The organism is Pseudomonas guariconensis (assembly GCF_900102675.1).
GTDB classification, from domain to species: Bacteria; Pseudomonadota; Gammaproteobacteria; order Pseudomonadales; family Pseudomonadaceae; genus Aquipseudomonas; species Aquipseudomonas guariconensis.
This window is the reverse complement of record NZ_FMYX01000003.1, coordinates 45019-64401: the sequence shown is the minus strand read 5'-3', so window position 1 is coordinate 64401 and position 19383 is coordinate 45019. Positions and strand designations below refer to the sequence as shown.

22 protein-coding genes and 1 riboswitch are annotated in these 19383 nt (G+C 64.0%); of the genes, 4 read left to right on the top strand and 18 right to left on the bottom strand.

Annotated features, from left to right (window positions below; all coding sequences use genetic code 11):
* Window positions 1-105 precede the first annotated feature (105 nt).
* Window positions 106-588 (top strand): hypothetical protein, encoded by a 483-nt coding sequence (locus BLS27_RS05615; RefSeq protein ID WP_090343614.1) that lies wholly within the window; start codon window positions 106-108, stop codon window positions 586-588.
* Window positions 589-735: 147 nt separating this feature from the next.
* Entirely contained in the window at window positions 736-2013 is a 1278-nt protein-coding gene (locus BLS27_RS05610; protein WP_043215732.1) for an OmpP1/FadL family transporter, read from the top strand.
* Window positions 2014-2118: 105 nt separating this feature from the next.
* Here BLS27_RS05610 and BLS27_RS05605 read toward each other — a convergent pair whose 3' ends face one another.
* The 15 genes from BLS27_RS05605 to cobO all read right to left on the bottom strand — a co-directional run bounded on the left by BLS27_RS05605 (window position 2119) and on the right by cobO (window position 14658).
* On the bottom strand, window positions 2119-2670 hold the full coding sequence (locus BLS27_RS05605) for a glutathione peroxidase (protein WP_043215731.1): 552 nt from the start codon (window positions 2668-2670) through the stop codon (window positions 2119-2121).
* 48 nt (window positions 2671-2718) lie between these two features.
* Window positions 2719-2841, bottom strand: a complete 123-nt coding sequence (locus tag BLS27_RS24050) for a hypothetical protein (protein ID WP_256664366.1) — start codon at window positions 2839-2841, stop codon at window positions 2719-2721.
* Complete coding sequence (locus BLS27_RS05600) at window positions 2838-4040, bottom strand: MFS transporter (RefSeq protein ID WP_090343611.1); 1203 nt, start codon at window positions 4038-4040, stop codon at window positions 2838-2840. Before BLS27_RS05600 ends, BLS27_RS24050 begins: the two co-directional genes overlap by 4 nt.
* Before the next feature lie 64 nt (window positions 4041-4104).
* Window positions 4105-4509, bottom strand: a complete 405-nt coding sequence (locus tag BLS27_RS05595) for a MarR family winged helix-turn-helix transcriptional regulator (protein ID WP_043215729.1) — start codon at window positions 4507-4509, stop codon at window positions 4105-4107.
* Window positions 4510-4563: 54 nt separating this feature from the next.
* Window positions 4564-5742 carry a glycoside hydrolase family 5 protein gene (locus BLS27_RS05590; RefSeq protein ID WP_090343609.1) on the bottom strand — a complete coding sequence of 393 codons (1179 nt, stop codon included), beginning with the start codon at window positions 5740-5742 and terminating at the stop codon, window positions 4564-4566.
* Window positions 5743-5886: 144 nt separating this feature from the next.
* Window positions 5887-6624, bottom strand: a complete 738-nt coding sequence (locus BLS27_RS05585) for an adenosylcobinamide-GDP ribazoletransferase (protein WP_090343607.1) — start codon at window positions 6622-6624, stop codon at window positions 5887-5889.
* Window position 6625: 1 nt separating this feature from the next.
* A complete protein-coding gene (cobC, locus tag BLS27_RS05580) occupies window positions 6626-7195 on the bottom strand; it encodes an alpha-ribazole phosphatase family protein (protein WP_090343605.1) in 570 nt (189 codons plus the stop codon).
* On the bottom strand, window positions 7192-8247 hold the full coding sequence (cobT, locus tag BLS27_RS05575; protein WP_090343603.1) for a nicotinate-nucleotide--dimethylbenzimidazole phosphoribosyltransferase: 1056 nt from the start codon (window positions 8245-8247) through the stop codon (window positions 7192-7194). The genes cobC and cobT overlap by 4 nt, the downstream gene beginning before the upstream one ends.
* Window positions 8244-8765: a bifunctional adenosylcobinamide kinase/adenosylcobinamide-phosphate guanylyltransferase gene (gene cobU, locus BLS27_RS05570; protein WP_043215725.1), complete on the bottom strand. Its 522-nt coding sequence runs from the start codon at window positions 8763-8765 to the stop codon at window positions 8244-8246. The genes cobT and cobU overlap by 4 nt, the downstream gene beginning before the upstream one ends.
* A 1-nt stretch (window position 8766) precedes the next feature.
* Window positions 8767-10221, bottom strand: coding sequence for a cobyric acid synthase (locus BLS27_RS05565; RefSeq protein WP_043215724.1), 1455 nt, complete (start codon window positions 10219-10221; stop codon window positions 8767-8769).
* Window positions 10218-11210, bottom strand: a complete 993-nt coding sequence (cobD, locus tag BLS27_RS05560) for a threonine-phosphate decarboxylase CobD (RefSeq protein WP_090343601.1) — start codon at window positions 11208-11210, stop codon at window positions 10218-10220. The genes BLS27_RS05565 and cobD overlap by 4 nt, the downstream gene beginning before the upstream one ends.
* Window positions 11203-12111 (bottom strand): adenosylcobinamide-phosphate synthase CbiB, encoded by a 909-nt coding sequence (cbiB, locus tag BLS27_RS05555; RefSeq protein WP_090343599.1) that lies wholly within the window; start codon window positions 12109-12111, stop codon window positions 11203-11205. The genes cobD and cbiB overlap by 8 nt, the downstream gene beginning before the upstream one ends.
* Window positions 12108-12758, bottom strand: a complete 651-nt coding sequence (gene bluB / locus BLS27_RS05550; protein ID WP_043215661.1) for a 5,6-dimethylbenzimidazole synthase — start codon at window positions 12756-12758, stop codon at window positions 12108-12110. The genes cbiB and bluB overlap by 4 nt, the downstream gene beginning before the upstream one ends.
* Complete coding sequence (locus BLS27_RS05545) at window positions 12755-14050, bottom strand: cobyrinic acid a,c-diamide synthase CobB (protein ID WP_090343596.1); 1296 nt, start codon at window positions 14048-14050, stop codon at window positions 12755-12757. The genes bluB and BLS27_RS05545 overlap by 4 nt, the downstream gene beginning before the upstream one ends.
* A complete protein-coding gene (gene cobO, locus BLS27_RS05540) occupies window positions 14047-14658 on the bottom strand; it encodes a cob(I)yrinic acid a,c-diamide adenosyltransferase (protein ID WP_043215681.1) in 612 nt (203 codons plus the stop codon). The genes BLS27_RS05545 and cobO overlap by 4 nt, the downstream gene beginning before the upstream one ends.
* 122 nt (window positions 14659-14780) lie before the next feature.
* A riboswitch (cobalamin riboswitch) is annotated at window positions 14781-15004 on the bottom strand.
* Window positions 15005-15144: 140 nt separating this feature from the next.
* On the opposite strand from cobO, the gene BLS27_RS05535 reads away from it, so the two are divergent.
* A complete protein-coding gene (locus tag BLS27_RS05535; protein WP_043215665.1) occupies window positions 15145-15723 on the top strand; it encodes a hypothetical protein in 579 nt (192 codons plus the stop codon).
* Between the two features lie 126 nt (window positions 15724-15849).
* The gene (locus BLS27_RS05530) at window positions 15850-17151 is read left to right on the top strand and encodes a PQQ-dependent sugar dehydrogenase (RefSeq protein ID WP_377736058.1); all 1302 of its coding nucleotides are present in this window, start codon (window positions 15850-15852) and stop codon (window positions 17149-17151) included.
* 7 nt (window positions 17152-17158) lie between these two features.
* On the opposite strand, the gene BLS27_RS05525 is transcribed toward BLS27_RS05530, so the two are convergent.
* The 3 genes from BLS27_RS05525 to hda all read right to left on the bottom strand — a co-directional run bounded on the left by BLS27_RS05525 (window position 17159) and on the right by hda (window position 19305).
* Window positions 17159-17695, bottom strand: a complete 537-nt coding sequence (locus tag BLS27_RS05525) for a C40 family peptidase (protein ID WP_043215667.1) — start codon at window positions 17693-17695, stop codon at window positions 17159-17161.
* Window positions 17696-17835: 140 nt separating this feature from the next.
* Window positions 17836-18474: a C40 family peptidase gene (locus tag BLS27_RS05520; protein WP_090343591.1), complete on the bottom strand. Its 639-nt coding sequence runs from the start codon at window positions 18472-18474 to the stop codon at window positions 17836-17838.
* A gap of 126 nt (window positions 18475-18600) precedes the next feature.
* The gene (gene hda / locus BLS27_RS05515; protein ID WP_070091725.1) at window positions 18601-19305 is read right to left on the bottom strand and encodes a DnaA regulatory inactivator Hda; all 705 of its coding nucleotides are present in this window, start codon (window positions 19303-19305) and stop codon (window positions 18601-18603) included.
* Window positions 19306-19383: the final 78 nt, after the last annotated feature.

Here is a 19383-nt window from a genome sequence, read left to right as displayed (position 1 = left end):
CACTACACTTCAACTCGAGCGGTGCGAGCCGCTTCCGGCGGGCCTGATCAATTCACCAGCTGCCAAGCTCCAGCGCCCGTCGGCCCTTAACTGATCGAGGGCATCATGGGCATCGCAGCGAAAGAGTTGTGTCAGTATGTGATCCGACCGACCCTGATCTACCTGAATCGTCATTGCGAAAGCGCCGAAGCCTTGCTGCTGGGCGTGGCCGCTAGCCAGTCGGCACTCGGCTCGGCATTGCACGACAGGCGTGGTCACGGCCTCTACCGAATCGGCGAAACTCGCCATCAGGCCCTCTGGGACGACTACCTGGCACGCGATCCGGATCTGGCGAGCCTGGTCCGCGGCCTGGCCAGCCAGCATGCATTCCTTCGCGGTCCTCACCTAGAACTTGCAGTCAACCTGCGTTATTCCACCGCGATCGCCTGGATGCTCATCGAAGAGCAGGCCCCTCGATTGCCAGCTGCCGATGACCTGTTGGGACTGGCGCGCGTCTGGCGCCAAATCTTCCACCCCCAAGGGCGCCTGCGCGATTTCACCCACGCTTGGCATCTTTGTGTGAACCCCATTCTTTCGGAAGCATCTTAAGAGGTGCCTTACAAATTAACCGGAAAAAAGGGAATTTTGGTCGGATTGTCCTACAAAACTACACGAACTGCTGCGATTGAGCCTATAGCGCAGCACGTAAATTGTTGGTAGCTTTTCGCCCCGGAGAACCCAAGGAGTTTCACAATAATGAAAAAAGCAATGCTCAAAACCTCCCTCGGTGTAGCTGTCGCCCTCGCATCCAGCCAACTGTTCGCAGCAGGTTTCGCCCTCAACGAACAAAGCGTCAGCGGTATGGGGACAGGTTTCGCAGGGCGTTCGTCTTCTGCCGAAGATGCCAGCACTGTCTATGGCAACCCTGCCGGCATGTCGCGCCTGAAGCGTGAACAAGTTACCGTCGGCGGTGCTGCCGTCATCGCCAAGACCGATATCTCGGGTCGCGGAAGTAACTACGGGGGTGAGACTGACGGTGACATGGTGCCAACCGTCGGCGTACCAATGGGTTACTACGTCAAGCCGATCGATGACCACTGGAGCGTAGGCTTCGGTGTGTATGTACCCTTCGGCCTGATCACCGACTACGGTGGAGATGATGCCGCACGTTACTGGGGCAAGAAGAGCAAAGTCGAGGTCGTAACATTCCAGCCGACCGTCAGCTATGCATTCAACGACAAGGTGTCGATTGGCTTTGGCCCGACCATCAACCGCATCAAGGGTGAACTGGGTTCGAACCTCAGCAGCCAGGCCTTTGCTGGCCCGGGCTCTCGCGATGGCGAAGTCAAGATCAAGGGCGACGATACCGCCGTGGGCTACAACATCGGTGTACTGGTACAGGCCACTGATCGCACCCGCCTGGGCCTGACCTACCATTCGATGGTCGACTACAAGCTCGAAGGCAACACCCGCGTTTCATACCCTCTGCCCATCGGCCTGAGCGGCAAGTTCGACGCCAGTCTGAAGATCAAGACCCCTGAGTCGGTAGATTTCTCGATTACTCACGAACTGGATGACAACTGGACGCTGTATGCCGGTAGCACCTGGACTCGTTGGAGCCGTCTGGAAAACATTACCGTCGAGAACGAGGCTCCCGCAGGCTATCCGCTCAAGACCATCACCGAAGAGCAGAACTGGCACGACACCTGGGCCCACGCCATTGGCGCAGCCTACAAGGTGAACAAGGAGTGGACCCTGCGCGCAGGCTTCTCCGTCGACCAGTCGCCAACCAACAACCACGACCGTTCGCCACGTATCCCGACTGGCGATCGCAAGGCGGTCAGCTTCGGTGCTGGCTGGAGCCCGAACGACGACATGACCATCGACGTGGCTTACTCCTACCTGTGGGAAGAAGACACCAAGGTCAACAATCGTCCGGACTCCCTGCAGGAAGGCGCTTTGAAGGGCAGCTACCAGGCCAAGTACGAAAACAGCGCTCACGGCATCGGTGCATCCCTCACCTACCGCTTCTGAGTTGCACCCGCTACATGAAGAGACCGCCCTCGTGGCGGTTTTTTCATGCCTGTACCAACCAAGGCTCGGCCAACGTGGGATCAACGACCCCACGCGCACTGAACATCATGGCTGGGAAGCGATGGCTTTTTCGATCGCTGCCTGGAAGGCGGGGTCGTCAGGCTTGGTCAGGCTGGAGAAATTGGCGATCACCTTGCCCTGGCGATCGATCACGTATTTGTAGAAATTCCATTTCGGCGCACTGCTCTGACGCGCCAACTCAACGAACAAGGGCACCGCATCCTTGCCACGCACAGCCTGGGCCTTGGTCATGGTGAAGGTCACGCCATAGTTGGCGTAGCACACCTTGGCGGTCTTCTCACTGTCGGCATCTTCCTGCTTGAAGTCGTTCGAAGGCACGCCGAGCATTTCCAGGCCCTTTTCGTGATAAGCCTTGTAGGTCGATTCCAAGCCCTCGAACTGCGGGGCAAAACCGCAATAGCTGGCGGTATTGACCACCACCAGCGGTTTGCCGGCAAAGCGCTCGCACAAATCGATCTGCTCCTTGCCACGCAGTTCGGGCAGGCTACCTTGCAGCAAGGCGGGGCAATCGGCCGCCCAACTGGACGAAGCGGCGGCAAGAACCAGTAACGAAAGGGTAAACCTGCGTAAAGACATCGTACGGCACTCCTGCAAGATGAAAATCCGTTACCTGCAGGGTAGCGCCTAACAAACACCCATGCCCAACTGCATCAATGCCAGACCACCCTCATGCCAGCCCCACCACGCCAGCGCCAGCAGCACGAGCGCGCCCGCTGCCAGCAACCCACGCGTCAGGGAGCGGTTCATGCCGGCTGGGCCTGCAGGCGTGCCACAGGACGCTCGCGCACGGGCCAGTTCAAGGCAGCAGCCAACACGCTCAACAGAATCGAGATCTGCCAGACCAGCTCGTAGCTGCCGGTACGGTCGTACACCACGCCGCCCAGCCAACCACCGAGGAAGGCGCCCAACTGATGGAACAGGAAGACGATGCCACCGAGCATGGACAGGTTACGTACACCGAACACTGTGGCCACGGTGCCATTGGTCAGCGGGACCGTGGACAACCACAAAAGCCCCATGGCGATGCCAAACAGATAAGCACTGACCTGAGTCACCGGCGCCCACAGGAACAACACGATCACCACCGCCCGCAACAGGTACAAGCCCGTGAGCAAACGCGGTTTGGACATGCGCCCGCCCAACCAACCGGCGGTGTAGGTACCGACGATATTGAACAGCCCGACCAACGCCAGCACGGTGGTGCCGGTGGTCGCCGGCAGATGCTGGTCCACCAGGTAGGCCGGCAGATGTACGCCGATGAACACCACTTGGAAACCGCAGACGAAAAAGCCCAGCGCCAGCAACCAGAACCCTGAATGCGAACACGCCTCGCGCAGCGCCTGGCCGAGTGTCTGCTCGGTACCGTGATTCGGAAGTGGTCGATCACGCAACAGGCCCACGAACGGCACGATCAAGGCCACCAGCAAGCCCAGTACCAGCAAGGCCGCCGACCAACCCAACCACTGGATCAGGCCGAGCGTCCCCGGCAGCATGGCAAATTGGCCGAATGAGCCGGCGGCACTGGCGATACCCATGGCCAAGCTGCGTTTTTCCGCCGGGACTGCGCGTCCCACAACACCGAGAATGACCGAGAAGGATGTGCCAGACAGCCCAATGCCGATCAGCAGACCGGCGCTGAGCGAGAGCGACCAAGCCGAGTCGGCCATGCCCATCAATACCAGCCCAACGGTGTAGAGAATCCCGCCGATGATCACGACCCGCGCGGCGCCCAAGCGGTCAGCCAAGGCTCCGGCAAACGGCTGGGCCAGACCCCAGATAAGGTTCTGCAGGGCGATGGCAAAGGCGAACACTTCCCTCCCCCAGCCGAACTCGGCACTCATGGGCGCCAGGAACAGGCCAAAGCCATGCCGCACCCCCAGGGACAACGCCAGAATCAGCGCCGCCCCCAACAATACCCACCCGCTGGTTCGCCATACCGAGGTCATCGTCGTTCTCTCCAGCACATCGCAAGGTTCATGCGGGTATATACCCACTTTTAGTTGTAAAACATCAGGCCAGGCGTTCCAGCAGCCCAATCAGCACGTCCCGCTGCCCTTCGCCCAATCGCTCGATCAATTTCCGCTGAGCCTGTTCCCATGCGGGATGCGCAGCGCGCAATAACGCTTCGCCCGCCGCACTCAGGAGCACCAGGCGATTGCGCTGGTCGTCGCCATCGGACAGTTTCACCAGCCCTTCGGCCTCCAGCACGCGCAAGTTGCGCCCTAGGGTGCTGCGATCCAGGCCCATGGCTTCGGCCAAGGTGGTGATGCTTGGCCGATCGAGCCGCTGCAGGTGACGTAGCAGGGAAAACTGCGCGACATTGACGCCGAAGCCGGCAAGGGCTTCGTCGTAGTGTCGGCTCACCCCACGGGCGGCTCGGCGAAGATGGGTACAGATGCATTCACTGGTCAGCATGAATGCGTGTATATACCCGCAACCGAAATGTTGCAATAAATTTCAAATCTGATGTTATGGCGCCAACCGCCGGCGAATCGGCTCGAACTCAGCCGTAGCCTGGCGCGCCAGCGGATCAGGCTCACCCTTTTCGATCGCCTGCCAGTAGCGCCAGGGCACCTTGGCCGCGCCCAGTTCGTAGTCCATGCCGTCCCAGTTGTCTTCCCGGAAGCTGTAGAAGGCCCAGTGCAGTTGCTGCTTGTCCAAGACAGTGAGGACATCCTCGAGGTATTGCTTGCACCCGGCCAGTCGTCGCATGCAGCCGAACTCCCCCACCACCAGACGAGAGCGGGGAACCCCCACCGCATCCGCCCATTCCAGCGGCTTTTGAAGATAAGCCGCTACCCGTTCACCATCCCATCGTTCACGCTTGCCGCCGAAGGGTGCCGGCCCCGGATAGGGAATCGGCTGCTTGCGCGCCATATTCGGCGCACTGGTAGCCGAATAGGGCTCGTACATATGCACGCTGTAGAGCACTCGCCGATCTGGCAACGCCGTCGGCCAATAACCGAAGGCATCGGCTGCTGCGTACCAGCCGGCATCGACCATGATCGGGGTGGTCGCATCCACCTCACGAATTGCCGCGACCAGCTCGCGATACAAGGCCGGCAAATCACGCGGGCCGCCCTGCTCACCGGCGTACCACTGCTGCATACGTTGCAGCTCGGCATGCTCGGCCAGGCCGCCATGGCGCTCTGGCGCCGGCTCGTTGATCAAGTTGTAGGCCGCCACGGCGGGGTGATCTTTCAGTTCTTGGGCAAGGTCATGCCAAAAGGTTGCCGCCTGGGTCCAGTAGCGTTTGTCCCGCCAGAGCCGGTCGTCGAACTGGCCTTGGTTGTTTTGTGACCAGCGCATGCCCGGCAACGAAAGCGGGGCGATCACAACCTTCAGTCCCGCGGCGTGGGCGTTGTCCAGCACGGTCTTCAACTGCGCCAGGTCTTGGGGCGAAAGCCCCTTGTAGGCGTCAGCATCGCCGAGCAGGAAATCACGCCCCTGAGGCTTCCACTTGTCGTAAGACAACCGTACCCAGGTGGCGCCGTAGCCACTCAATGCCTGGAAGTAGGATCGATCGGGAGGCAAACGGTTGAAACTGTTGCCGCCATGGCGGGGGCTGTTCCAGAAATCGATGAGGTCTGCAGCGTTGGCCGGCAGGCTTGCCAGCGCCAAGAGGCTGGCGAACATCCAGTGGCGCATGCGAGGGCTCCCTGATGCATGGGTCGGCCCGTGAGCATACGCCCGCCTCGCCAGGGAAACCGTTCAGCAACATTGCGGGAAGTTGCATGGTGTCGTTGTGTCAGGCCTTTGCACGCGAAAAGTCCAGCTTTGACAACAGAGACCTCAATGCCCAGACAACGCCAGCCCCAATACCACCGTCAGCTCCAATAGCTCCAACAGGGCTCCGGCGGTGTCCCCTGTTGTCCCGCCCAGGCGCCGGCACACCAGGTGACGAATCCAGAAAAAGACCACGACCGACACCAGCAGCACCCAAAGTACCGTCAAGCCACCGAGCAGCACGCAGACCAGCGCACTGCCAACCAGCGTCCAACCAGCCGCCTGTCTGGGCAGGTGATCGGCCAGCGCTTGTCCAAGCCCTCCCGGGCGCACATAAGGGGTGCCCATGAACAGCCCCAGCAAGGCAGCGCGCCCGACCACAGGGCCCAATACCAGCCAGGCACCTGCGTCGCGCTCCACCAGCACCCAGAGAGCGCAGAACTTGAGCAACAGCACCAACACCACAGTAACGACAGCAATCGGTCCGCTGCGTGGGTCCTTCATGATCTGCAAGGTGCGCTCGCGATCACCAAAGCCCCCCAGCCACGCGTCGGCGGTGTCGGCCAGGCCATCCAGGTGCAGCGCACCACTGAGCAGCACCCACAGTGTGAGCAGCAAGGCCGCGTGCAAGGGCGCGGCGACACCTGCGAGCCACTGACTGGCCAACCACAGCAGCAGGCCGAACAGCAGACCGATCACCGGGTAAAACAATAACGAACGGCCCATCTGCCGAGGCTCCGGCATCCCCGGCAAGCGCACCGGCAAACTGCTGAGAAACTGCAGGGCGATCCAGAACGGCAGCACTTCAGCCCTCCTCTCGCAGTTGGCCATCGCTCGCCAGGTGCAGGCGCCGCAACGCCCCGTGCCCGACCTCGACTTGAAGCAGCTGTTCACGCGGCAGGCCGCGGGCACGTGCCAGCAGCAGCCGCATCACGCCGCCATGGGTGATCAGCAGTACGCGCTTGCCCTGATGCTGCCTGGCCAAGTCGTCGACGGCCGCGAGCACCCGCTCGGCAAATGCACTCACTGGCTCGCCATTGGGCGGCGTGTAGCCATACGGGTCGGCCCAGAAGCGCCCCAGGTCATCCGCTTGTTCCTGCATGATCTGCGCGGCACTGCGCCCTTCCCAATCCCCAAAGTGCAGCTCACGCACGCCAGCTTCGCGTTGCACCGGCAGCGCCAGTCGCGTGCCGAGCTCATCGGCAAACTGTGCGCAGCGACGCAGGGGGGAACTGACCAGCACGTCCCAGGGCCCCGCCTCGGCTACCGCTTCGCGCATCTGTGCCCAACCGCGCTCGGTCAAGGCGTCGTCCAGGCTACCGCGCAGGCCACCGCCCAATTCGGTTTCGCCGTGGCGCAGCAGGTCGAGCCTCATACCGAGCGATCCGCCACGGCGGCTTCGGCGAAGGTCGCCATCTGCCCGTGCAAGGCGCAGGCCAGACGCATCAGCGGCACGGCCAATGCCGCACCGCTGCCCTCGCCCAGCCGCAAGCCGAGGGCGAGCAAGGGGGTCGCTTGCAGCGCTTCGAGCAAGGCCCGATGTCCCGGTTCCGCGCCCTGGTGAGCGAACAGCAGCCAAGGTCGGCAGTCAGGGTTCAGGCGCACCGCCACCAGGGCAGCGACACTGCAGATGAAGCCGTCCACCAACACCGCCACCCCCTGCTGGGCACAGGCCAGATAAGCACCGACCAGCGCGGCGATTTCAAAACCACCGACAAAGGCCAGGGCCTGCAGCGGGTCGTCGGCACGCAAGCCGTGCAGCGCCAGGGCACGCTCGATCACCTGCGCCTTGTGCCGCACGCCGACAGCATCCAGACCGGTACCTGGACCGCTCAGGGCCTGCGCCGAGCACTCCAACAGGACACTGGCCAACGCAGCTGCGGCGGTGGTGTTGCCGATGCCCATTTCGCCACCGATGAACAACGTGGCGCCCTGTTCGGCGGCACGCAACGCACTGTCGCGCCCGGCAGCGAGCGCCGCCTGCCATTGCGCCTCGGTCATCGCCGGTTGGCGGGCGAAGTTGGCCGTGCCGGCGCCCAGGCGCAGATGGCGTACCCCAGGCAAGGCAAGCTCAAGGTCGATGGTGCCCAGATCGACCACGTCCAAAGTGGCCTGAAGTTGGCGCGCCAGTACGCTGATCGCAGCGCCCCCCCCGACGAAATTGCGCAGCATCTGGCCGGTCACCGCTTGTGGATACGCGGAGATGCCCTCCTCCACCACCCCGTGGTCACCTGCGAAGATCGTGATGGCCACCCGTTCCAGGGTCGGTCGTTCACAGCCTTGCAGGCCCGCCAGTTGCACAGCCAGGCCTTCCAGTTGACCGAGCGAGCCGGCCGGCTTGGTCAGTTGCTTCTGACGGGCACGGGCCTGCTCCATGGCGGCGCTGTCGAGGGGTTGGCAGGCGTCACGCCACCAGGGTTGAGTCATAGGGAGGGTCCTTTGAGCATGAGAGGAAGGCCAGCCACCGTCAGTACCACGCGCTCGCAGCGCTCGGCCACCGCCTGGTGCAGCCAGCCGGCCTGGTCGACATAGCGACGGGTCAGCTCGCCCATGGGCACCACGCCCAGGCCGGTTTCGTTGCTGACCAGGATGATGGTGCCTGGCAGTGTCTGCAGGCATTCGAGCAGCGCATCGCGCTCCTGGGCCAGGCGTGTGTCGTCGTCCAGCATCAGCAGGTTGGTCAGCCACAGGGTCAGGCAGTCCACCAGCAGGCAGCGCCCTTCGGCGGCTTCGGCACGCAGCACGCTGGCCAAGGCCAAGGGCTCTTCGATCAGCCCCCAATCGGCGGGGCGACGTTGGCGATGCAGTTGCACGCGCTCGTTCATCTCACCGTCCAACGGCTCGCTGGTGGCAATGTAGGTCACCGGCAGGCCGCTGGCCTGGGCCAATTGCTCGGCCAGGCGGCTCTTGCCGGAGCGGGCACCGCCCAGGATCAGGTTGCGCATGTCAGGCGACTCCACACAGTTGGCGCAGGCGCGCGGTGTCCAGGTGTTGTTCCACGAGGTCGGCCAGGCGCTCGATGTCCCGCTCGCGCAGGGCGTCGTAGTCGATGGTCTGGGCGTCTTCCAGCCCGGCCCAACGCAGCAGCGCCGCACACGAGTGGCTGCCCTCGAACAGGCCGTGCAGGTAGGTAGCGAGCACCTGTCCGTCGGCGCTGATCGCGCCGTCACAACGGCCATCTTCCAGGTGCACGGCGGGGTGCTCCAGGGCCGGGCCGCGGGTGACGCCTGCGTGGATTTCATATCCCCCTACCTCAGCCTGCTCCAGGCTCAGGGTGCCGCGTACGTTACGCAGTTGCTTTTCAGCCTCCAGCTGCGTGACGTAATCCAGCAGACCCAACCCCGGGCTCGAGCCTGCTGGGCCTTCCAGGCCAAGCGGATCGTGAACTTCACGGCCGAGCATCTGTAGCCCGCCACAGATACCGATGAGCTTGCCGCCATAGCGCAGGTGCCGGGCGATGGCAGTGTCCCAGCCGCGCGCGCGCAATTGCGCCAGATCGCCCCGCACGCTCTTGGAGCCGGGCAGGATGATCAGGTCCGCCGCAGGGATCGGCTGACCAGGGCCGACGAACTGCAGGTCGACCTGCGGGTGCAGGCGCAGCGGGTCGAAGTCGGTGTGATTGCTGATACGCGGCAACACCGGGACGATCACCTTGAACAGGCGCCCGGCCTGGGTCGCCTGCCGTGCATCGATGGCATCCTCGGCTTCCAGATGCAGGTCGGTCACGTACGGCAACACGCCCAGTACCGGCTTGCCGGTGCGCTGCTCCAGCCAGTCCAGGCCCGGCTGCAGCAAGGCGATGTCACCGCGAAAACGATTGATGACGAAGCCCTTGACCCGCGCCTGCTCGCTCGGCGACAGCAGCTCCAGGGTACCGACCAGGTGGGCGAACACACCGCCACGATTGATATCCGCCACCAGAATCACTGGGCAGTCCACCGCTTCGGCAAAGCCCATGTTGGCGATATCACCCGCACGCAGGTTGATTTCCGCCGGCGAGCCCGCGCCCTCGACCATCACCACCGGATAGGCGGAGCTCAGGCGCTGGTGGGATTGCAGCACCGCTTGCATGGCGATGGCCTTGTAGTCGTGGTAGGCCACGGCATTCATGCACGTGACGGCACGGCCATGGACGATCACCTGGGCCCCGGTGTCGCTGTTGGGTTTGAGCAGTACCGGGTTCATGTCGGTGTGTGGCGCCAGGCGGCAGGCCTGGGCCTGTACCGCCTGGGCGCGGCCGATCTCGCCGCCGTCGGCAGTCACCGCGCTGTTGAGCGCCATGTTCTGCGGCTTGAACGGCACCACACCGATGCCTTGGCGCAACAGCCAGCGGCACAAGGCGGTGACCAGCGTGCTTTTGCCGGCATCGGAGGTGGTGCCTTGCACCATGAGCGTGGTCATGCCGATTCCTTCTGGTATTGCGCCAGCGCCTGGCGCAGGCGCTGTTCGTCCGCTTCGTTGGCCGGTAGCCCCAGACGCACGGCCTGAGGCTGTTCGAACAGCCGCACCAGGATGCCCCGACGGGCGAGAAACTCATGCAGGTGCGCGGCTTGCGGCGTACGCACGTACTGGAACAGATCGCAGCCGCCGCTGGGCATCAGCCCCGCCTCTTCGAGCAGCGCCGCCAGACGCTGACTGGCTTGAGCACAACGGCTGGTCTGGGTGCGATGGGCCGCTGCGTCATTGAAGCAAGACTGCCCCAAAACCCGCGTCGGTCCGCTGATGGTCCAGGGGCCGAGCAGTTCGGCCAAGCGCTGCAACAGGGCCTGCTCGGCCATGACGAAGCCTAGTCGCACCCCCGCCAAGCCAAAGAACTTGCCGAACGAGCGCAACACGATCAGGCCCGCGCGATCGGCGCAATCAACGATGCTCTGGGCGGGGGTGTTGTCCATGAAGGCTTCGTCGACCAACAACCAACCGCCACGACGCGTCAGGCGAGCGTGCCAGTCGAGCAAGCGCTCGCGCGGTACGCACCGCCCCGTAGGGTTGTTGGGGTTGACCAGCACCAGCACATCGAGGCTGTCCAGGGCCTGTTCGACCTGCTCATCGGCCAGTTCGACCACTTGGTGTCCTGCACGCCGCCAGGCGTGAGGGTGCTCGGCATAGCAAGGCGCGAGCACGCCAACCCGTCCGGCGGGCCGCAGGGACGGCAAGCCTTGGATCGCCGCCTGGGAGCCGGCCACCGCCAGCAGGCTGTCGACGCCATAGTAGGTGCGCGCTGCCTGCTCCAGGCCATCTTCGACCTCGGGCAGGCGCGCCCAAGCCTCCACCGCAATCGCCGGGATGGCGTAGGGCCACGGGGCGATGCCGCTGGAAAGGTCTAGCCAGTGTTCACGGGCAATGCCGTACTGCCGCACTGCGCGCAGCAGACGACCACCATGTTCAAGCATTCCAATACGCTCCCAGGCAGATCACCAGCAACCACAGCCATACCCCGCGCTGCACCAGGCTCCAACCGCGTTCGATGGCCTCGGCGTCGGCCACAGGCCCCTCCCCCAGGCGCGCACGCTCGTGCAACTCGCCGTGGTACACCGCAGGTCCGCCCAGCTCGACACCCAGGGCACCTGCACCCGCTGCCATCACCGGGCCGGCATTCGGGCTGTCCCACAACGGCGCCTGGTTGCGCCAGCAGGCCAGGGCCAGGCGGGTCTTGCCCAGCAGCGCGTAGGTCAGCGCCACCAGCCGGGCTGGAATGTAGTTCAGGACATCGTCGATACGCGCCGCGGCCCAGCCGAAGCGTTCGAAGCGTTGATTGCGATAGCCCCACATGGCATCGAGGGTATTGCTCAGGCGATACAGCACCACCCCGGGCGCACCGGCCACGACAAACCAGAACAACGCCGCAAAGACCGCATCACTGCCGTTCTCCAGTACCGATTCGGTGGCGGCGCGGGCCACGGCGGGCTCATCCAGCTCGCGGGTTTCACGGCTCACCAGATACCCCACCCGCCGCCGCGCCTCGTCCAGATCCCCCCGACGCAGAGCTTCAGCCACCGGCTGAACATGCTCGCCCAGGCTGCGTAGCCCCAGGGCGCAATACAGCGCCAGCACATCCACCAGCCAGCCGATAAAGGGCAACCAGGAGAGCACCAGCGCCAGCAGAGTCAACGGCACCACGGCAAGCAGCCAGGCACTGACGCCATGGCTGCGCCAACCCCGACCGCCCGCGTTCAGCCGCTGCTCCAGGCGCGCGGCGAAGTTGCCGAACCCCACCAGCGGATGACGCCGTCTCGGCTCGCCCAGCAAGGCATCCAGGGCCACCCCGGCCACAGTCAGCAAAGCCACGCTCATTGCCGCTCTCCCCAATGGTTCTCATAGAGCATTTCACTCAGCGGCCGCTCCTGGGCCCATTGCTCCAGCACCAGCATTGGCGCCGGGTAGAACTCGACCACTGGCCCCAGGCACAGCACGGCCATCGGCTTGGCGCCCGCCGGCATGCCCAGCAGATCGCCCAGTGCCTGCGGGTCGAACAACGACACCCACCCCATGCCCAGGCCCTCGGCACGGGCTGCCAGCCAAAGGTTCTGAATGGCGCAGGCCAGCGATGCCAGGTCCATCTCCGGCAAGGTCCTGCGGCCGAAGATGTGCGCTTCGCGGTGGTCCATCAGTGCCGCCACCAATACCTCGGCACAATCCTGGATACCTTCGACCTTGAGCTTCATGAATTCATCGGAGCGCTCTCCAAGGGCCTGGGCGGTGCAGGCTCGCTCCTGTTCCACCAGCGCCTGGACTTGGCCACGCAAGGCGCGATCACTGATGCGGATGAAGCGCCAAGGCTGCATCAACCCGACACTGGGCGCCTGATGGGCAGCGGCCAGCAGGCGGGCGAGCAGCTCGGGCGCGACCTCGCCGCCTGCGAAATGGCGCATGTCGCGACGCTCGCCGATAGCGCGGTAGACCGCGGCGCGCTCGGCAGCGGAAAAGGCATGTTCACTCATGGTCGCAGCAGCGCCGCCGTCGCGTGGGGGTTGGAGGGGAAATAGAAGTGTACGTACGACGCAGTCAGGCGCCCGATCCGATAGACCGCCTCGTTGCCGCGCCCACCGTTGGGGCTCTGGCCTCGGGCGATCGGCTCGAGCGCCGTCTCGGTCAAGGAGTGATGATAGGTGTGGCCGCGCAAGGTGCCCTCCGGCAATTCCACCGCTTGCAGGGCAAGGGCAGCCAGGCGCTTTTGCATCACCGCTTCACCCGGCAGCAGACCCAGCAACTCGGCGCGCTCGCCTGCCACATCAGTCAGGGCGTCGAGCAAATAGAGCATGCCGCCGCATTCGGCCAGCAAAGGCTTGCCCTGGGCATGGTGGGCGCGGATCGCCTCGCGCATCGGCGCGTTTCTGGCCAGGGCGTGGTGGTGCAGTTCGGGATAGCCGCCAGGCAGGTAAAGGCTGTCCACGGACGGCAACGCCTGATCGTGTACAGGAGAGAAAAACACCAACTCCGCACCCAGCGCACGCAGCAAATCGAGGTTAGCGCCATAGGTGAAGGCAAAGGCTTCATCCCGGGCCACGCCAATGCGCACACCCGCCATGCACGGCAGCGCCTGTGCAGTTGTGGGGGCGGCGAATACCACCGGGGGCGGCAAGGCGGCATCACAGCTTTCGCCCAGGGCCTGAGCAGCGGCGTCCAGGCGCAGGTCCAGATCGTTGAGTTCACTGGCCTGGACCAATCCCAGGTGACGGCTGGGCAGCTCGATGCCGCGCTCGCGGGACAGCCCGCCATACCAGCGCAAGCCTTCAGTGAGGCTGCCTTCGAGCAACTGTGCATGACGCAGGCTGCCGACCCGGTTGGCCAGCACGCCGGCAAAGGGCAGGTCGCGCTGGTAGTGCGCAAGGCCCAGGGCCAGGGCACCGAAGGTCTGCGCCATGGCTGTGCCATCGATCACCGCGAGCACTGGTACGCCGAAGTGGCGCGCAAGGTCCGCGCTCGATGGCGTGCCATCGAACAACCCCATGACCCCTTCGATCAGGATCAGGTCGGCATCGCCTGCCGCCTCCCACAGCAGACGCCGACTCTCGTCAGCCCCGATCATCCACAGGTCGAGTTGGTACACCGGCGCGCCGCTGGCGCGCTCGAGGATCATCGGGTCGAGAAAATCTGGCCCACACTTGAACACTCGGACCTTACGGCCAAGGTTGCGGTGCAGGCGCGCCAGGGCAGCGGTGACAGTAGTCTTGCCCTGGCCAGAAGCGGGTGCCGCGATCAGCACCGCCGGACAATGCCGGGGCTGGCTCATAGCTCCACGCCCTTCTGGGCACGGATGCCAGCCTGGAAGGCGTGCTTGATCACGCCCATCTCGGTGACGGTGTCGGCCAGCTCGATCATTTCGGGCTTGGCGGCGCGGCCGGTGACGATCACGTGTTGCATGGGCGGGCGGGCCTGCAGATCCGACAGCACTTGGTCGAGGTCCAGGTAGCCGTGCTTGAGGGCGATGTTCAGCTCGTCCAGCACCACGAACTGTACCGAAGGGTCCTGCAACAGCTGGCGCGACACCGCCCAGGCGGCTTCGGCGGCGGCGATGTCACGTTGGCGATCCTGGGTCTCCCAGGTGAAGCCCTCTCCCATGACGTGGTAGCGCACCTGTTCGGGGAAGCGGCGGAAGAACAGCTCTTCGCCTGTGCTGTCGCGGCCCTTGATGAACTGCACCACGCCGCACTGCATGCCATGCCCCATGGCGCGGGCGAGCATGCCGAAGGCCGAGCTGCTCTTGCCTTTGCCATTGCCGGTGAGCACCAGCAGCAGGCCGCATTCATTGGGGGCATTGGCGATGCGCTCGTCGATGATCGCCTTCTTGCGCTGCATGCGCGCCAGGTGGCGTTCGTCGCGTTCGGTGGATTCGCTCATCAGGATTCTCCGCAAGCTGTCGACGCGCACGGAAGGCGACGACAGGTCGATAGACAGGCAGACGGAGAACGCGCAGAGGCCGCGGCAGAAGGCCACGGTGCACCGCACATCACCCTCCGTGATGCCGTTGGCAGTGACAGGCCGGTCTCCGGGCTCGTGAGCAGGGCCTTGGCCCATGGATCGCGCGCCTTCCCGGATACCTGTATCCAGTGGCCCTGCACGACCTTTGACTCACCTACCGTTGCGGGGGCAGCGCCGGATTCGCGCCTTGCTGGCGCCCACCGGCTTCCCAGTTTCACCCTGCCCAACCGAAGGCTGGCAGAGCACCTGAAACACGCCGCGAAGGTTAGAGGGTTGGGGCGGGAGCGTCAATGAAGCGCGCCCGAGGCAATGCTCGACTTCATGGCTTGTGCCGGACGTGCAGCAGTGATATCACATAGCCATCAGCGTTCGGCAATGCGATCAAAACTATAAGGAGAGCGCAGCATGCGAGGCCTGATCATCAACAACCAGAACCTGGAATTCCTGCGACCGGCCCTGGAAGGCTGGATCGAGTGCATCGACCGCTTCAACCAGGTCCATGGCGACAGCGAGGCGCCCTACTGGCACGGCGCGGCCACCAACAGCGGACTGCTCGCGGCCGCCGCCTGGCAGGCCGAACAGGTCGCCTTGGCGCACTATCCCAGCAAGAAGCAACGCGACGAAGGCGAACGCGAAGGCCGCTGCGACCTGTCGATCAGCACCGCCGAGCAATCCGTTCATCTACATGTCAGCCAACGCTGGCCGCGCATCGCCCGCCTGGACCTGGCCACTGCCCTGCAGGAAACCGCCACTCTCGCCCGCCCGATCGCCTACCCCAGCCAGCTCAAGGCCGGCGCGTTGTTCGTCAGCCCCTGGAAGGCCGGGCAGCACGCTAGTCCCGAGGAGCTGCAAGACTTGGTCGACGACCTGCAAAAACACACAGCCTGCGCCATCGCCTGGCATTTCCCCTACGCCTACCGTTCGCTGCACAACGAACTGGGGCAGTATTTCCCTGGGGTGGCATTGTTGCTCAAGCAGGCGTAGGCAAGCCGATGAGCCCACGCGGAAGCCATCCGGCGGTCGCTAGGCCCATTCGCCTGGAGTGAACCTACCCCGACGCATCCGACTCTCAATTCTCACAAGCCAATGAGGATTGCGAGCATGGACAGGATGCGTATCGCGATGGTGTTGGCCCTGAGTGCCAGCCTAAGCGCCTGCGGCGAGTCCGCGCGCCTGGAGGTCAGCGACGGCTTCGGCCCCTCGCCTCGCCTGCCCGAGCCCAACAAGACCCTGATCCCGACCGTCAACATCGCCCCGGCGACCGGCTGGCCGGACGGCGCCACGCCGACGGCCGCCGCGGGCACCCGAGTGGTGGCCTTCGCCAGGGACCTCGATCACCCACGCTGGCTCTACGTACTGCCCAATGGCGATGTCTTGGTGGCCGAAACCAATGCCCCGCCCAAGCCCGAGGACGGCAAGGGCCTGCGCGGCTGGGTAATGGGCAAAGTCATGGAGCGTGCCGGTGCCGGGGTCCCCAGCGCCAATCGCATCACCCTGCTGCGCGATGCCGACCATGATGGTGTCGCCGAGGTGCGCAGTACGTTCATCGAAGGGCTCAACTCCCCCTTCGGCATGACCTTGGTAGGCAAGGACCTCTATGTGGCCGACACTGACCGGCTGTTGCGCTTTCACTACGAGGAAGGCGCGATGCAGATCCGCGCCGAAGGACGCCCGGTCACCGACCTGCCCGGCGGCCCGTTGAATCACCACTGGACCAAAAACGTCATCGCCAGCCCCGATGGCAAGAAGCTTTACGTTACCGTGGGTTCCAACAGCAATGTCGGCGAGAACGGCCTGGAAAAGGAACAAGGCCGCGCCGCGATCTGGGAGGTTGACCCGGCCAGCGGTGAACACCGCATCTTCGCCTCAGGCCTGCGCAACCCCAACGGGCTGGCGTGGGAGCCCCGTACCGGCGCGCTATGGACGGCGGTCAATGAACGCGACGAGATCGGCAGCGACTTGGTGCCCGACTACATCACCTCGGTGAAGGACGGCGGCTTCTATGGCTGGCCTTTCAGTTACTACGGGCAGCATGTGGATCAACGGGTCGAGCCGCAGGATCCTGGCAAAGTCGCCCAGGCGATCGTCCCAGACTACGCAGTGGGGGCCCATACCGCATCGCTGGGGCTGGCGTTTGCCCAGGCCGGCGCGTTGCCGCCGCCCTTCGAGCAGGGAGCCTTCGTGGGCCAGCATGGGTCTTGGAACCGCAAGCCGCACAGTGGCTACAAGGTGATCTTCGTGCCGTTCGACAGCGAGGGTAAGCCCGCAGGCAAACCGATCGACCTGTTGACCGGTTTTCTCGATGGCAAGGGCAAGGCCATGGGACGCCCGGTGGGCGTGGTCAATGACCGAGGCGGGCTCTTGGTGGCAGATGATGTGGGCAATGTGGTTTGGCGCGTGAGCCGAAAGTGAGCGCAGCTCAGGGATTTTGAGCCAGATGCCCGGTTGGCAATACGCGTTTGGCCTGCAGATAGGCCCGGGACCAGTAGCTGTTGGAGAGGTAATCCAAGCGCACCGTGCCGCCTGTGGATGGCGCATGCACGAAACGCCCCTCCCCCACGTAGATCCCGGCGTGGCTGACCTGCGACCCGCCGCTGGTGGCGAAGAACACCAGATCTCCGGACTGCAGGGCGTTGATGTCCACATTGGGCGCCCGCATGACGATCATCTCGCGGGTCGAACGCGGCAGGCTGATCCCGGCGGCGTCCCGATAGACGTAGCCGATCAGGCCACTGCAATCGAACCCCGAATCCGGCGTGTTGCCGCCCCAGCGATACGGCGTGCCTACCAGGCCGATCGCACGGAACAGCACGTCCTCGGCCATGGGCGAAGACGACCCTTGCTGATTGAAGATGACCTTCGGCTTGACCACCGGAGCCGGTGCCGGAGCATGGCTGGAGCAGGCCGCGAGCAGTGCCGCCAGGGAAAGGAATGCGAAGCGCGCCAACATCGCCATGGTCAGAACATCCTGTCTGGAACCGTTCGGCCGCAGCCGAAGCCAAAAGTGGTGAGAATTTAGATTAGACGCTTTCTGTAAATGCGCACGGCGGCGAGCTTTTCAGCATCGCCGCCGCGGCAGGGTACATCATTTTGATATCAGTTGCGCGAGATTGTGGTCGGCGCCATCGCCAAGGCGCGCTTGGCTTCAATGAAGGTCTTGCTCCAGTAACGATCGCCAAGGCTGTCGATGCGTACACCGCCGCTGCGGCGGCTGCTGGAGTGGATGAACTGGTTGTCACCCAGGTAGATGCCGGCATGGCTGACACGGCCACGGCCGTTGGTGCTGAAGAACAGCAGGTCGCCAGGCTTGAGCTTGTTGCGGGACACCTTCGGCGCATCGACGTTGATCATTTCACGCGTCGAGCGCGGCAGGTTCAGACCGGCTTCTTCGCGGAACAGATAACCAATGAAACCACTGCAATCGAAGCCGGACTTCTCCGAAGTACCGCCAAAACGGTAACGGGTGCCGATCAGCGACATGCCACGCTCCAGGATGCTGTCGGCCAGGGCTGGCAGCTCGTAGGGCTTGCTGTTGCTGGAAAAGGCTTCCAGGTCTTCTTCAGTGGCCAGCGGCTCTTCACCGAAGACGGAAGAGGCAGAGGGTTTGATCAGGCTCGCGGAGTGCGCGGCGAGCGAGTGTTGATCCTGCGGCTGGGAAACGGGGCCTTGGGAGGCGCAGCCAAAAAGCAGGGTCACGAGTGCAAGTGGCACGAGGGGTGCGAAGCGCTTCAGCATGGGCACGACCGTGTCTGTAATCCTTTAGAAGGGTGAAACTATGCCCTCTATCATGGCCATTTGCAAATTTTATCGAAAAAAATGTGACTTTTCTGTTTTCGGGCTCTGGCCCGCGCTTTTCGGGGGTTACCAGCCCAAGGTTTCCTTGAGAAACGGAATGGTCAGCTTGCGCTGGGCCTGAAGCGAAGCCTGGTCGAGACGCTCGAGCAGGTCGAACAGCGCGCTCATGCTGCGCGCACCGCGTGTCAGGATGAAATGACCGACCTCATCGGTAAGGTGCAGACCGCGCCGGGAAGCGCGCAGTTGCAAAGCGCGCAGCTTGTCCTCGTCGGACAATCCGCGCATCTGGAAGATCAGCGCCAAGGTCAGCCGGGATTTGAGGTCAGGGAGTTTGATCGGCAGCTCGCGCGGCGAGGCGGAGGCCGCGAGCAATAGGCGTCGACCGCTATCGCGCAGGCGGTTGAACAGATGGAACATGGACTCTTCCCAATCCGCCTTGCCCGCGATGACATGCAGATCGTCGATGCACACCAGCTCGTACTGCTCAAGGTAATCGAGCAATTCCACGCCTCGGTCGAGCAGTTGTGCCAGAGGGAGGTAGACCGCAGGTTCACCCAACTGCTGGAAGCGGTGGGTGGCGGCCTGGAGCAGATGGGTACGACCCACGCCCTGCTTGCCCCACAAGTAGATGAGGCTCTCGGTCCAGCCGGCGTCGGCTTCGCATAGCCGCTCGACGTAGCCCAATGCCGCGGCATTGGCGCCCGGATAATAGTTGATGAAGGTGGCGTCATCGCGCAGGCGCACACCCAGGGGCAACTGGATCGGTTTCATGCTGGCGGGCGGTCGCGAGGACCACAGGGGGCCTTTGGTGAACAGTGTGCAAAGTCTATACCCGCAGCGCGGGCGGCA

What these genes read in the sequence shown, in the direction of transcription:
- BLS27_RS05530 (WP_377736058.1), top strand. Translation starts at nt 15,850, where the DNA reads ATGCGTATCGCGATGGTGTTGGCCCTGAGTGCCAGCCTAAGCGCCTGC.
- BLS27_RS05605 (WP_043215731.1), bottom strand. Translation starts at nt 2,670, where the DNA reads ATGTCTTTACGCAGGTTTACCCTTTCGTTACTGGTTCTTGCCGCCGCT.
- BLS27_RS05615 (WP_090343614.1), top strand. Translation starts at nt 106, where the DNA reads ATGGGCATCGCAGCGAAAGAGTTGTGTCAGTATGTGATCCGACCGACC.
- cobU (WP_043215725.1), bottom strand. Translation starts at nt 8,765, where the DNA reads ATGCGCAACCTGATCCTGGGCGGTGCCCGCTCCGGCAAGAGCCGCCTG.
- BLS27_RS05590 (WP_090343609.1), bottom strand. Translation starts at nt 5,742, where the DNA reads ATGCGCCACTGGATGTTCGCCAGCCTCTTGGCGCTGGCAAGCCTGCCG.
- hda (WP_070091725.1), bottom strand. Translation starts at nt 19,305, where the DNA reads ATGAAACCGATCCAGTTGCCCCTGGGTGTGCGCCTGCGCGATGACGCC.
- cobO (WP_043215681.1), bottom strand. Translation starts at nt 14,658, where the DNA reads ATGAGCGAATCCACCGAACGCGACGAACGCCACCTGGCGCGCATGCAG.
- BLS27_RS05565 (WP_043215724.1), bottom strand. Translation starts at nt 10,221, where the DNA reads ATGACCACGCTCATGGTGCAAGGCACCACCTCCGATGCCGGCAAAAGC.
- bluB (WP_043215661.1), bottom strand. Translation starts at nt 12,758, where the DNA reads ATGAGTGAACATGCCTTTTCCGCTGCCGAGCGCGCCGCGGTCTACCGC.
- BLS27_RS05610 (WP_043215732.1), top strand. Translation starts at nt 736, where the DNA reads ATGAAAAAAGCAATGCTCAAAACCTCCCTCGGTGTAGCTGTCGCCCTC.
- cobD (WP_090343601.1), bottom strand. Translation starts at nt 11,210, where the DNA reads ATGCTTGAACATGGTGGTCGTCTGCTGCGCGCAGTGCGGCAGTACGGC.
- BLS27_RS05595 (WP_043215729.1), bottom strand. Translation starts at nt 4,509, where the DNA reads ATGCTGACCAGTGAATGCATCTGTACCCATCTTCGCCGAGCCGCCCGT.
- BLS27_RS24050 (WP_256664366.1), bottom strand. Translation starts at nt 2,841, where the DNA reads ATGAACCGCTCCCTGACGCGTGGGTTGCTGGCAGCGGGCGCGCTCGTG.
- BLS27_RS05600 (WP_090343611.1), bottom strand. Translation starts at nt 4,040, where the DNA reads ATGACCTCGGTATGGCGAACCAGCGGGTGGGTATTGTTGGGGGCGGCG.
- BLS27_RS05520 (WP_090343591.1), bottom strand. Translation starts at nt 18,474, where the DNA reads ATGCTGAAGCGCTTCGCACCCCTCGTGCCACTTGCACTCGTGACCCTG.
- cobT (WP_090343603.1), bottom strand. Translation starts at nt 8,247, where the DNA reads ATGACTCAACCCTGGTGGCGTGACGCCTGCCAACCCCTCGACAGCGCC.
- BLS27_RS05535 (WP_043215665.1), top strand. Translation starts at nt 15,145, where the DNA reads ATGCGAGGCCTGATCATCAACAACCAGAACCTGGAATTCCTGCGACCG.
- cbiB (WP_090343599.1), bottom strand. Translation starts at nt 12,111, where the DNA reads ATGAGCGTGGCTTTGCTGACTGTGGCCGGGGTGGCCCTGGATGCCTTG.
- BLS27_RS05545 (WP_090343596.1), bottom strand. Translation starts at nt 14,050, where the DNA reads ATGAGCCAGCCCCGGCATTGTCCGGCGGTGCTGATCGCGGCACCCGCT.
- cobC (WP_090343605.1), bottom strand. Translation starts at nt 7,195, where the DNA reads ATGAGGCTCGACCTGCTGCGCCACGGCGAAACCGAATTGGGCGGTGGC.
- BLS27_RS05525 (WP_043215667.1), bottom strand. Translation starts at nt 17,695, where the DNA reads ATGGCGATGTTGGCGCGCTTCGCATTCCTTTCCCTGGCGGCACTGCTC.